General features: G+C 33.7%; 9 protein-coding genes. 4 read left to right on the top strand and 5 right to left on the bottom strand.

The window, feature by feature from the left end; all coding sequences use genetic code 11:
• Positions 1–26: 26 nt before the first annotated feature.
• Positions 27–446, top strand: coding sequence for a hypothetical protein (locus B0A68_RS04295; protein ID WP_035684462.1), 420 nt, complete (start codon positions 27–29; stop codon positions 444–446).
• 15 nt (positions 447–461) lie between these two features.
• Here B0A68_RS04295 and B0A68_RS04290 read toward each other — a convergent pair whose 3' ends face one another.
• Positions 462–1,439 (bottom strand): Gfo/Idh/MocA family protein, encoded by a 978-nt coding sequence (locus B0A68_RS04290; protein ID WP_035684463.1) that lies wholly within the window; start codon positions 1,437–1,439, stop codon positions 462–464.
• 132 nt (positions 1,440–1,571) lie between these two features.
• Between B0A68_RS04290 and B0A68_RS04285 the strand changes: the two genes are divergently transcribed.
• From B0A68_RS04285 to B0A68_RS04275, 3 genes are all read left to right on the top strand, one after another.
• A complete protein-coding gene (locus B0A68_RS04285; RefSeq protein ID WP_035684464.1) occupies positions 1,572–4,568 on the top strand; it encodes an amidohydrolase family protein in 2,997 nt (998 codons plus the stop codon).
• A 39-nt stretch (positions 4,569–4,607) separates the two neighbouring features.
• Positions 4,608–5,915, top strand: coding sequence for an amidohydrolase family protein (locus tag B0A68_RS04280; protein WP_035684465.1), 1,308 nt, complete (start codon positions 4,608–4,610; stop codon positions 5,913–5,915).
• A gap of 338 nt (positions 5,916–6,253) precedes the next feature.
• A complete protein-coding gene (locus tag B0A68_RS04275) occupies positions 6,254–7,570 on the top strand; it encodes an ammonium transporter (RefSeq protein ID WP_035684466.1) in 1,317 nt (438 codons plus the stop codon).
• A 104-nt stretch (positions 7,571–7,674) separates the two neighbouring features.
• On the opposite strand, the gene B0A68_RS04270 is transcribed toward B0A68_RS04275, so the two are convergent.
• From B0A68_RS04270 to B0A68_RS04255, 4 genes are all read right to left on the bottom strand, one after another.
• On the bottom strand, positions 7,675–7,899 hold the full coding sequence (locus B0A68_RS04270) for a hypothetical protein (protein WP_035684468.1): 225 nt from the start codon (positions 7,897–7,899) through the stop codon (positions 7,675–7,677).
• The gene (locus B0A68_RS04265; protein WP_035684469.1) at positions 7,899–9,974 is read right to left on the bottom strand and encodes a protein-disulfide reductase DsbD family protein; all 2,076 of its coding nucleotides are present in this window, start codon (positions 9,972–9,974) and stop codon (positions 7,899–7,901) included. Before B0A68_RS04265 ends, B0A68_RS04270 begins: the two co-directional genes overlap by 1 nt.
• Before the next feature lie 26 nt (positions 9,975–10,000).
• Positions 10,001–11,311 carry a tRNA lysidine(34) synthetase TilS gene (gene tilS / locus B0A68_RS04260; protein ID WP_035684471.1) on the bottom strand — a complete coding sequence of 437 codons (1,311 nt, stop codon included), beginning with the start codon at positions 11,309–11,311 and terminating at the stop codon, positions 10,001–10,003.
• Between the two features lie 226 nt (positions 11,312–11,537).
• On the bottom strand, positions 11,538–12,836 hold the full coding sequence (locus B0A68_RS04255) for an anthranilate synthase component I family protein (protein WP_035684472.1): 1,299 nt from the start codon (positions 12,834–12,836) through the stop codon (positions 11,538–11,540).
• Between the last annotated feature and the right edge of the window lie 32 nt (positions 12,837–12,868).

Raw genomic sequence — 12,868 nt, 5'->3', positions numbered from 1 at the left:
CTATAATTATCTACATTTATATTCGTATGGAAAAAACTTTAGACACAATAAACATAGAATTAAAAGTATACGCTGTTTTAAGTGAACCGGATAATATCTGGATGCAGGGAGACATTGAAATATTTATTAATGGAGAAAAACCATATAATGAGGGTGACATTATTGATTCGTATATTCTTCAGGAAAGTTTAATAAAAAATGGATCGTATTTTATTTTTTCATGTTCGTGCGGTATTCCGCAATGCAGCGGATGGCTCAAAGGTATTAATGTTACGCACACAACAAATACAATAACATGGGAAGACTTAAATCATAATAAAATATGGAATTTTGAAAAAAGCAAAATTGAGCAGGACTTAAAAAATATAAATGAAGAAGTGAAAATATTTAAACAATATTTTGCCGGCAAAAAAATCGAATATGTTGGTTGTGGATATAATCTATAATTAATAGAAATCGGATTAAGAAAAACTTAATCCGATTTGATTTTTAATTTCTTCTACTATTTCACTTAAATCCAAACTGTTTTGGTGCGACCATTGATGACTTTCAATTTGATTATTTCGAATACAATAATGACATTCTAAAGCTTCATGCGCATACCCTTTACCAAAATTGGGCAGATTAAAAGCTGCTTCATGATTGTCTTTAAATATAGAATAACCATCTGCCATGTACCACGGTGAGTTGAGTTCGATTCTGCCTTGAGTGCCGCTGATTGTAGCTTTCATATCAGATTCTGAAATAAAACCTGCATGCAGAACTGCCTGTGCATTTTCGTATTGCAAAATCATTGTGGTCTGCAAATCGACACCAGTTTTATGATAAGTAGATTTGGCCGTAATTTCTTTTGGTTTACCTAATACTATATAGGAAAGAAAAAGCGGATAAACACCAATATCAAAAAGAGCGCCTCCACCAAGTTTTTTATCGGTCATTCTGTTTCCTTCCAATTCTTGAATCAAACATGCAAAATCTGCTTTTATGTATTTTAAATCTCCTATAATGCCATTATTTATTTTATACAAGACTTCCTGAACCGAGGGAATAAATCGTGTCCAAAAAGCTTCCATAAAAAATTTATTATGCTTTCTGGAGGCTTCAACCATTTTTAAAGCATCTGCATGAGACAATGCAATTGGTTTTTCGCATAAAACATGTTTGCCATTTTCAAGCGCTTTTATAGATAAAGCCGCGTGCGAATCGTGTGGTGTAGCAATGTATACAATATCAATTTCATCGTCTGCAAAAAGTGCATCGTAAGAATCATATGCTTTCTGAATATTATACCTTTTAGCAAACGCATCTGCCTTATTTTTATCTCGAGAAGCCGCCGCAATAAGTGTGGCGTCTTTTATCAATAATAAATCGGCAGCAAACTGATTTGCAATATTTCCCAGACCGATTATTCCCCATTTTATTGTACTGCTGTTTTCCATAAAATTTTATATCTGCTTCAATTTCAAAAGGTTTGTCAAATAATTAACTAAAGTAAGAAAAAACTTTTCAAAAAAAATAAAAGCAGTATAACATATATTTCATATTTTTAGCAGCAAATCAAGAAATAACCTATGAAAAAAGCCCTACTACTATTCTTTTTGACTGCTTTTTTAACAAAAACACAGGCTCAAAGCTATTTCCCTGTTAACGAAAGTGTACAGAACAAAAACAAAAATTTTACTGTTTTTACAAATGCCACAATTTATGTTACTCCAACTCAAAAAATTGAAAAAGGAACTTTATTAGTTCAGGACGGCAAAGTTGCCGCGGTTGGAAATACTGTAGCAATACCTAAAAATAGTATTGTTATTGATCTTCAGGGAAAAACAATTTATCCTTCGTTTATTGATATTTATACCAGTTTTGGTATAGAAAAACCAAAAGGAAATCAAAACCTTGGAAGAGGTAATTTGCTTTACGATACTAAAAGAGCAGGATATTACTGGAATGAAAGTATTCGTTCTGAACTAAATGGTTACGAAACCTTTAAATATGATACGGCTAAAGCCGAAGAATTATTAAAAGCAGGTTTTGGTGTTGTAGGAACGCATATTCCAGACGGAATTGCACAAGGAACCGGAGTTTTGGTTGCCTTAAACAATACCGAAAACAGCAAACAGATTATTGCAGAAAAAATTACCAATCACTTTGCATTTACAAAAAGTGCTTTAACCAATCAAGCCTATCCAAGTTCATTAATGGGTATGATGGCTTTACTTCGTCAGATGTATTTAGATTTGGATTGGTATAAAAAAGGAAATTCTGAAACTAAAGATTTGTCTTTGGAGGCTTTGGCTGCTAACGAAAAACTGGTTCAGATTTTTGCTGCAGAGGATAAATTAAACAGTTTAAGAGCGTCTAAAATCGCAAAAGAATTTGGCTTAAATTATGTCTTAAAAGGAAGCGGAAATGAATTTGAGAGAATCGAAGAAATCAAAAATACAAATGCAAAATTTATCATTCCGATAAGTTTCCCGGAAGCTTATGATGTTTCTAACCCTTATTTGTCCAATCAGATCGAATTGGCCGATATGCGTTTCTGGAACCAAGCTCCTGCAAATCTTAAAGTTCTTTCTGATAACGGAGTAACTTTTGCTTTGACAACAGATAAACTAAAAAAAATAGAAGATTTTAAACCTAATTTATTAAAAGCTATAAAATACGGTTTTGATAAAACAAAAGCCTTAGAAGCTCTAACTACAATTCCTGCTGCTATTTTAGGAAAAAGTAACGAAATAGGAAGTTTAAAAGCAGGAAGTTATGCCAATTTTGTTATTACTTCTGGCGAAATATTTGACGAAAAAACAGTATTATTTGAGAACTGGGTTGAAGGTTCTAAATATGTTGTTAATGATATTGACGGAAAAGATATTCGCGGTAACTACGATTTAACGATTGGAAATGATAGTTATAAATGGAAAATTGACGGAACTGCAACAGCTCCAAAATCTGAAATCACAACAGCTGCGGCTGCAAAAATAACAAGCACTTTCAGCGTTTCTAAAAACTGGATTTCTCTTGTCATTAAACCTGCTGACTCTGTAAAATCTAATTTTACACGTTTAACGGGATTCATTGAAAATACGGAAAACTTATCTGGAAAAGCTGTTTTATCAAACGGAAACGAATTGGTTTGGAATGCAAAAAAAACAAGTCCGTTTACAGCTGTAAAAGATACTGTTAAAGCAGAAAAACCAAATCCTGTTATCGCAACAACATATCCAAATGTTGCTTTTGGTGATTCAAAAAAATTAACTGCTCAAACATTGCTTTTCAAAAATGCTACAGTTTGGACCAATGAAAAAGAAGGAATCTTAACAGAAACTGATGTTTTAATTAAAAACGGAAAAATAGCTGCTGTGGGCAAAAATCTTTCAGATGCTGGTGCAACCGTTATTGATGCAAAAGGAAAACATATTACAAGCGGTATTATTGACGAGCATTCGCATATCGCTATTTCCAGAGGTGTAAACGAAAGCGGACACAACTCAACAGCAGAAGTTACGATTCAGGATGTTGTAAATTCTGAAGACATCAATATCTATAGAGATTTAGCCGGTGGAGTTACAATTTCACAATTATTACATGGATCTGCAAACCCAATTGGAGGTCGTTCTGCAATTGTAAAATGGAAATGGGGTTCTGCACCAGAAGAACTGCTTTATAAAGACCAGCCAAAATTTATAAAATTTGCTTTGGGAGAAAACGTAAAACAAGCTAATTGGGGAATTCAAAACCCAACTCGTTTTCCGCAGACCAGAATGGGAGTTGAACAGGTTTTTACAGATTATTTTCAACGTGCAAAAGAATATGACGAAAGCTGGAAAACTTTTAAATCAGGTTCTAAAAAAGGAAAAGCACCAAGAGTTGATTTAGAATTACAGACTTTGGCAGAAATTATCAATAAAGAAAGATTTATTACTTGTCACTCTTATATAGAGTCTGAAATTCTAATGCTGATGAATGTTGCTGACAAATTCAATTTCAGAGTAAATACTTTCACTCACATCCTTGAAGGCTATAAAGTAGCAGATAAAATGAAGGAACACGGTGTTGGGGCTTCTACATTCTCAGACTGGTGGGCATACAAATTTGAAGTAAATGATGCGATTCCGTTTAACGGACCAATTATGCACAATCAAGGCTTGGTCGTAGCTTACAATTCTGATGATGCCGAAATGTCCCGAAGACTAAATCAAGAAGCAGCAAAAGCAGTAAAATATGGTAATATTTCTGAAGAAGATGCCTGGAAATTTGTCACTTTAAATCCTGCTAAACTTTTACATATTGATGATAAAGTAGGAAGTCTAAAAATAGGAAAAGATGCCGACGTAGTTTTATGGAGCGACAATCCTTTGTCTATTTATGCTAAAGCCGAAAAAACAATCATTGAAGGTGTTGTGTATTTTGATATTGAAAAAGATGCCGAAAAACAATTAGCTGTTGCCAAAGAAAGAAATCTTCTTATTGGACAAATGCTGCAGGAAAAAAACAAAGGCGGTAACACACAGAAACCAACCAGAAAAGAGAAAAAAGAATATCACTGTGATACTTTAGAAGAAGAATAACAGCGCCTTTAGAAATTTGTAAAGTTAAAAACAGATAAAATGAAAAATAAAAACATATATATATTGCTGCTATTATTTTGTGCATCTCTTCAGATAAAAGCACAGCAGATACCAGCTCCAAAACAGACAAAATCGGTTTTGATTTTAAATGCCACTGCACACTTAGGCAATGGCACTGTGATTCAGAACAGTGCTGTGGGATTTAAAGACGGTAAAATAACTTTAGTAGCAGATGCTTCAACAATTAGACTTGCTGATGGTGCATTTGACACGACAATTAATGCAGCCGGCAAACATATTTATCCGGGATTTATTGCTCCGAATTCTACTTTAGGATTAGTAGAAATTGATGCTGTAAAATCATCAGACGATCAGGAAGAAATTGGTAGTTTTAATCCAAATGTTAGAAGTATAATTGCTTACAATTCTGAATCTAAAGTAGTTGAAACTGTACGTCCAAACGGAGTTTTGATGGCACAGATTACACCGCGAGGAGGCACAATCTCAGGAACATCTTCTGTAGTACAGCTGGATGCCTGGAGCTGGAAAGATGCAATTCTAAAAGAAAATGACGGAATCCATTTAAATTTTCCTTCAAATTTTAAAAGATCAGGATCTTGGTTTGAGCCAGGGGTAATTGAACCTAATAAAGATTATCCTAAACAAGTTGAAGAAATAAATGCATTTCTTGCCAATGCCAAAGCTTATAATCAAGGAGCTGTAAAAGAAAGAAATATTGTTCTAGAAGCTTCTAAAGCTCTTTTTGACGGAACTGAAATTCTATATATTCATGCCGATGAAGAAAAACAAATCATTGACGGAATTCAGCTTGCTGTGAACAATCAAATTAAAAAGATTGTAATAGTTGGAGGATTTGAAGCTTATAAATCTACTGATTTACTGCAAAAATACAACGTTGGCGTGTTATTAAGACGTGTTCATGATATGCCTACAAGCAATGATCAAGATGTAAACCTGCCTTATAAAATGGCTAAAATACTTACTGACAAAGGTATAATTGTAGGTCTTGAAAACAGCGGTGATCACGAACGTATGAGTGTGAGAAACCTGCCTTTCTTAGCTGGAACTTGTGCTGCTTTTGGTTTAGACAAAGAGAAAGCTTTACAATTAATTACATCAAATACTGCCAAACTATTAGGTATCGATACAATATGCGGTACTTTGGAAACAGGCAAAGATGCAACATTATTTATTTCAGAAGGTGATGCTTTAGACATGAGAACAAACAAATTAACATGGGCTTTTATTCAGGGACGAACAATTAATTTGGAGACTTTTCAGACTAAACTGAATGATAAATTCAAGGCAAAGTTCAATCAGAAATAAAAAACCTATCTTGTAAAAAAGGCGTCAATTGAAATATCAGTTGACGCCTTTTTCATTTTAAAATTATATGATTTGAAACCAATAATTAATTATTTATATGCAAATACTCTTAAAATAAGCATTTTTTTATGGTTTTTATGTTAACACAGCATCAAAATAGGACATTTTTTGGTACTCAAGATTAGCAAATTGTAAATTTTATTAATTTTTTAAGACTTAGATAATAAATTGAGGGGTATAAAATGAAAAATTAGCAAAAATCAACCAATAGACTCTATTTTTTATGGGGGTGTCGAATCATTTTATACATTTATCAAAAATTTTAAAACTAAATAACTATGCGAAAAATTATTTTAAGTGTGATTCTTATCACTATTTTAGTACTAACCTTTATTTCTAACTTTATCATAGCCGACAACCCAATTCCGGCAGAAGCTGTAAAGTTTGATACAGGAGATACAGCTTGGATGGTCGTTGCAACAGCTTTTGTATTGCTTATGACACCTGGTTTAGGATTTTTCTATGGAGGAATGGTAGGTAAGAAAAACGTTATCAGCACCATGCTTCAAAGTTTTATGGCAATGGTAATTGTTACGATTTTATGGGTTGTTGTTGCTTTCGGATTGGCTTTTGGTCCTACTATTGGAGGAATCATTGGTAACCCTAGCCATAATTTACTTTTTGAAGGTGTTGGCACCAGTACAGCTTGGAGCCTTGCCCCAACTATCCCTTTTATGTTATTCGCATTATTTCAAGCTAAATTTGCCATCATTACACCTGCCCTAATTACAGGTGCTTTTGCAGAACGTGTACGTTTCTGGGCATATTTATTATTCATGGTTTTATTTATCATTATCATATACGCTCCACTGGCACACATGACGTGGCATCCTGATGGAGTTTTCTTTAAAATGGGAGTTCTTGATTTTGCCGGAGGAACAGTTGTACACATGAGTGCAGGATGGGCTGCTTTGGCTGGAGCAATCTTTTTAGGAAAAAGAAAAATTCAAAAAGTAAACCCTGCGAGAATTACTTACGTATTACTAGGTACAGGTTTATTATGGTTCGGATGGTTTGGTTTTAATGCAGGATCTGCTTTAGGTGCAAATGGTTTAGCAGTTCAGGCTTTAGGAACTACAACTGTTGCCGCTGCCGCTGCTGCTATGGCCTGGGTTTTCCTTGATAAAATATTAGGACATAAATTATCTGCTCTTGGTGCTTGTATCGGAGCTGTTGTAGGTCTTGTTGCCATTACTCCTGCAGCTGGTTTTGTAAGCATCTCTCATGCAATTTTTATTGGCGCATTTGCTGCAATTGTGAGTAATATTGTGGTGAGTAAATTCCCTAAAGGAAAAATTGACGATGCTCTGGATGTATTTGCTTGTCACGGTGTTGGTGGTATGGTAGGTATGTTGTTAACTGGAGTTTTTGCTTCTAAAGCAATAAATCCTGCAGTTGGAGACAATCAAGGTTTAATTTTTGGAACACCAACATTATTCATCAATCAATTGATCGCTTTAGTTGTAGTTTCAATCTTTGCTTTTGTAGGTTCATATGCATTATTCTTTATTGTAAATAAAATAACACCACTAAGAGTTACAGAAGAAAAAGAAGAGCTAGGTTTAGATATTTCTCAACATGGTGAATTCTTATAATATATGAAATAAACCCGCCCCATATTCTTGATAAAAAAAGCGCTCTAAATTTGACTTAGAGCGCTTTTTGTTTGAATTAATTTCAAGCTTTATAATATATATAATTAGGTAACAATTGAATTTATAAAAGAGAAGAAATACACCACACAGAATATAACTGAAAATATAATTATGATCCATGATTTAAATGATCCAGCGCGTGTAAACGCCTCATTCATTTCTTCTTCTCGGCGTCTTTTTACCTGATCTTTATTTAATAAATAAAACAAAAAAGCAAACAAAGCAAAGGCACCGCTTATTATCAAATCTAAAAAATCAAGAAATTTCATTATTTAAAATTAGAAATTCCTTCTTTCAGCCAAACCAGATATTCTTCTGTATTAACATAGCTGATGGTTGGTTTAGTCTTATTCAAATTATTTCCTTCCAAATCTGTAATCACATACAAAGGCTGCGTATTGGTTTTATATTTAGAGATCATAAAATCAGTCCATTTATCACCTACCGTAACAATTTTGTCTCCAGACTTTGTCACAAACTGCTCCTCTGCTGGCAATTCTCGTTTATCATCAACATAAAGCGAAATCAAAACAACATCATTCTTTAAGATTGGTAAAATTGTTGGTTCAGACCAAACATTATTTTCCATTTTGCGGCAATTTACACAAGCATAACCTGTAAAATCGAGCATTATAGGTTTGTTGATTGATTTTGCATACGCTAATCCGTTTTCATAATCATTAAAAACCACAATACCATGCGGTCCTATCTCTGCCCCTTTCGGCAAACCTTCTATTGTTCCTGCACCAGCATTTGAATTTCCTGATCCTCCTCCTACTCCAAACGGACTTTCGCTATATGTTGGAGGCGGCGGAAATGCACTGATCAACTTTAATGGCGCTCCCCAAAGTCCCGGAATCAGGTAAATTGTAAAAACCAAAGAAAATAATCCTACATACAATCGGCCTACAGAAATACGATCTGAAGGACTATCGTGAGGCAGCGTAATTTTTCCGAATAAGTATAAAGTCAATGCTGCAAATATTGCTATCCAGATCGCTAGAAATACTTCTCTCTCCAGAAAATGCAGCTGCAAAACCAAATCTGCATTTGATAAAAATTTGAAAGCAAAAGCCAGCTCTAAAAACCCTAAAAATACTTTTACAGTATTTAACCAGCCGCCAGATTTTGGAAGTGAATTTAACCAGCCCGGAAACATTGCAAAAAGCATAAAAGGTAAAGACAAAGCTAAAGAAAAGCCCAACATTCCAACAATTGGTCCAAGAACTCCATTTGTTGCCGCCTGAAATAAAAGAGGACCTACAATTGGACCTGTACATGAAAATGACACAATTGCAAGCGCCAAAGCCATAAATAGAATTCCAATTATCCCACCTTTATCAGCCTGTTTATCAACCTTATTTGCCCATGAATTAGGAAGCATAATTTCGAATGCTCCTAAAAATGATGATGCAAAAACAATCAATAAGACAAAAAATATCAGATTAAAATAAACGTTAGTTGCTAATGAATTCAAAGCATCTGCACCAAAAATCCAAGACACAGAAAAACCAAGTATAACATAAATTAAAATAATTGCAATACCGTAAATAATTGCATTTCTAATTCCGGAAGCTCTGGTTTTACTTTGTTTTGTAAAAAAACTAACAGTCATTGGTATCATCGGAAATACGCAAGGTGTAAACAATGCTGTAAATCCACCTAAAAACGCAAGAAAAAACAATGTCCATAAACTTCCTTGTTCGTCTGCAGCCGGACTTTTTTCTTGTTCTAATGTCTTAGCAGCTTCAGTTTTTACTTTTTCAGTTTTAGCAGTTTCCACAGTTGGTTTCACGGTATCAATCGCTAAACCCACTCGCTTTGTATCATCTGCTTTTACCTCAGAAACAGTCGTTGGAGTTTCTAGTTTTAAAGAAGTTGGAACGGGAATAGAAAATTTCTTATTTGAATTGATACAAACTTCTTTACAAACCTGAAAATCGAAATCTACATCAACCGATTTTAAATTAGGATTAAGTATCGTAATTTCCTGCTCGATATGCGCTTTTCCTTCAAAGAAAATTTCGTTGACCCCAAAAACATCATTAAAAGCTGTTTTGGTTTTTCCTTCTTTTGCTTTTCCAACTAAATTATAATTTCCTTTTTGATTTTTAAATGCAATCTCCAAAGCAAGCGGTCCGCCTTCTGGCGTAAACTGCGAGTACATATGCCAGTCTTTTTCTATCGTTCCGTCAAAAATCAGCACTGCATTGTTTCCAGATTTTTTTTCAATTTTCGCAGTCCATTTTACAGGTTCCAGAATTTGAGCGTTACCTTTTGCAAAAGCAAAAATGAAAAATAACAAAAACAGAATGGTTTTATTCCAAACACTTTTTGCTATCATTGTTTGTGGGGATTGATTAAAGTTCATTATTGTAATTCTATTTTAAGTATTTTATTTGTGGTATTATTTATTTTAAAACGTTCGTCCTGCCTAATTCCTACAACCCATACAATCTGATTATCAGAACATAAAAGCCATATTTTTTCTTTTTCGATCAAGGATAATTTTTCATCTTTAAAAAGCTTGCTCACTTTCTTAGACTTTCCATTCATACCAAAAGGCTGCAAAACATCACCTTCATTCCATTTACGTAAAACTAGTGGAAAATGGATTTTTTCGGCGTCCACAAATATAGTCTTATTTGAATCTATAGTTATGTGACCTACGTTACAAAGTGCTAATTTTAAGGGAAAATTAACTTCCGTATCACTTTCGTGAATGTGATATACTTCCTCTTTAATCTCTTCCAAAATCGGGCTCAAAATCAAAGTACTTCTATCCTTTAATAATCTAAATTGGCCTGAAAAAACTTGTTTTCCAGACTGCCCTTCTACCAAATCATAAATATCTTTCCAAGCCGAAAATCCAAATTCGTTGAGCCATTGATACAAATACGATTTATAATTAGGCAGTTTTTTAAGCTGATTCAAATCAAAATGAATATCATCTTCGGCTTCTTTTGCCACTTGCTGATAAATCATAATCGAAGCATCTTCTGCCATTTCCTGTGATTCCTGCAAATAAGATTGTGTTTTCTGAAAAGCATTCAGAAAATTAGGATTGATTTCCTTTAAAATCGGAACCAAATCATGACGTATTTTATTTCTCAGGTATTTATTAGAAGCATTACTGCTGTCTTCCCGCCATTCGATAGTATTTTCGGCTGCATATTTCAAAATTTCTTCTCTGGAAAAAGGCAGCAACGGACGAATTATTTTATCATTCTGCTCTGGAATCCCAATTAATCCGTCAAGTCCAGTTCCTCTGGTTAAATTGATAATAAAAGTTTCCAGATTATCATCTGCATGATGCGCCGTTAAAATATAATCGAAGTTTTTCTCTTCCAGAAGCTCATAAAACCAGCTGTAACGAAGTTCTCTCGCTGCAACTTGTGTAGAAAGTTTATAATCTTTTGCAAAAGCTTCGGTATCAAATTGAGTAATAAAAACAGGAATGTCATTTTGATCACAATAATTCTGAATAAAATCCTGATCTCCAAAACTTTCTAAACCACGAAGCTGAAAATTACAATGCAAAACTGCAATTTCGTAAGGAAGATGCTTCATTAAATGCAGTAAAACCATACTATCTAAACCGCCGCTGACAGCCAAAAACAGTTTTTTTTCTGCTAAAAAAGGAAACCTTGAAACGATATGATCTTGAAATTTTGAAAACATTTGATAAATGTAAAAAATTAAATTCTATCTATTTTTAAATGAAATGTTAAGCGTGATGTTTTGCCACGAATTTCACGAATTTTCACGAATTTTTTTTTTGCCACGGATTAAAATGAGTAAAAAATCTATGCAGATTTTTTTAATCTGTTGCTATATTTTTTCACTTTAAATAGCAGAATAAAAAAACAATTCGTGAAAATTCGTGAAATTCGTGGCAAACTCTTTTTTACTTTAAAACTTCATGCATTGCCTTAGCTTTCAGCAGGCATTCTTCGTATTCTTTTTCAGGAATAGACTGCGCTGTAATAGCACTTCCGACAGAAAAAGAAACATATTTTTTTTCCTGATTGTATAATATACTTCTGATTACAACATTAAAATCAAAATCTCCCTCTGGAGTAAAATAACCTACTGCACCGCTGTACAAACCGCGTTTTGTTTCTTCCAGATCTTCAATAATTTTCATTACCGAAATCTTTGGCGCACCGGTCATGCTACCCATCGGAAAAGTTGTTTTTAAAACATCAACCGGAGTATATTGCAAATCTAATTTTGATGTTATGGTCGAAATCATTTGATGCACCTGCAAAAACGAATAAATCTTGCAAAGTTCTACAACTTCAACAGATCCTTTTTGTGCGGTGTGCGACAAATCGTTTCGAACCAAATCGGTAATCATAATATTTTCGGCACGCTCTTTTGCATCTGATTCTAAAAATTGTTTAGACTTTTGATCTTCATCCGGATCAGAAAATCGTTTTGAGGTTCCTTTTATAGGCTGCGAAATTAGAGTGTCTCCAACTTTCTTAATATATCGTTCTGGAGAAGCCGAAAGCAAAAACTGTTTATTATTTTTAAAAAAAACAGAAAATGGCGCTGCTGAAATTTCATTTAGTTTTTGGAATTTCTCCAAAGGATTTATCAACGCATTTTCAGCAAAAAATTCCATACAAAAATTAGCTTCATACATATCACCTGCGTGAATATGCTGGAGCATTTTGGTAACTTTTTCAACATAAAGCTCTTTTGAAATCCGTTGGTCAATCTTTAATGATGCTGAATTTTCGACTTTCGTCCCGAAGCTTTGGGATTGACTTTCGACCATCTCATTAAAATCATCTTCGACTTCATCGTCACATAAAAATAAGTACTGAATTTCGAGCTGATTTTCTTTAAGTAAAAATATTTTTTTTGGTTGAAAGAAAAACAAATCCGGAAAATCTAATCCATCAAAATTAGCCGATATTAAGTTTTCGATATTATTTTTTAAATCATAAGATAAATAACCAAAAAGCCAGTCTTTTGTAGTAGCCTGATATTGTTTTAAATCTTCGAAGGCATTATGAAAATCGGTTTTTATAGAAGTAAAAGCATCTACTGCAAGCAGACAGTCAAAGCTCGAATATTCCTGAGGATAAGAATTACTGTCTAAAAAAACAACCTCACGAAATTGTTGTGACCAAAGTAAAAGCTGCTGTTTAAACTGCTTTGGATCTGCAATATGTTTATGAATTGAAACTCTCAAAAATGAATAAATTTTAGACTTCAAAATTACGA

Origin of the sequence: Flavobacterium reichenbachii (genome assembly GCF_002217435.1) — a bacterium.
Classification (GTDB): domain Bacteria; phylum Bacteroidota; class Bacteroidia; order Flavobacteriales; family Flavobacteriaceae; genus Flavobacterium; species Flavobacterium reichenbachii.
This window is presented reverse-complemented; position numbering and strand designations above follow the sequence as displayed.

What these genes read in the sequence shown, in the direction of transcription:
- B0A68_RS04275 (WP_035684466.1), top strand. Translation starts at nt 6,254, where the DNA reads ATGCGAAAAATTATTTTAAGTGTGATTCTTATCACTATTTTAGTACTA.
- B0A68_RS04295 (WP_035684462.1), top strand. Translation starts at nt 27, where the DNA reads ATGGAAAAAACTTTAGACACAATAAACATAGAATTAAAAGTATACGCT.
- tilS (WP_035684471.1), bottom strand. Translation starts at nt 11,311, where the DNA reads ATGTTTTCAAAATTTCAAGATCATATCGTTTCAAGGTTTCCTTTTTTA.
- B0A68_RS04280 (WP_035684465.1), top strand. Translation starts at nt 4,608, where the DNA reads ATGAAAAATAAAAACATATATATATTGCTGCTATTATTTTGTGCATCT.
- B0A68_RS04290 (WP_035684463.1), bottom strand. Translation starts at nt 1,439, where the DNA reads ATGGAAAACAGCAGTACAATAAAATGGGGAATAATCGGTCTGGGAAAT.
- B0A68_RS04270 (WP_035684468.1), bottom strand. Translation starts at nt 7,899, where the DNA reads ATGAAATTTCTTGATTTTTTAGATTTGATAATAAGCGGTGCCTTTGCT.
- B0A68_RS04265 (WP_035684469.1), bottom strand. Translation starts at nt 9,974, where the DNA reads ATGATAGCAAAAAGTGTTTGGAATAAAACCATTCTGTTTTTGTTATTT.
- B0A68_RS04285 (WP_035684464.1), top strand. Translation starts at nt 1,572, where the DNA reads ATGAAAAAAGCCCTACTACTATTCTTTTTGACTGCTTTTTTAACAAAA.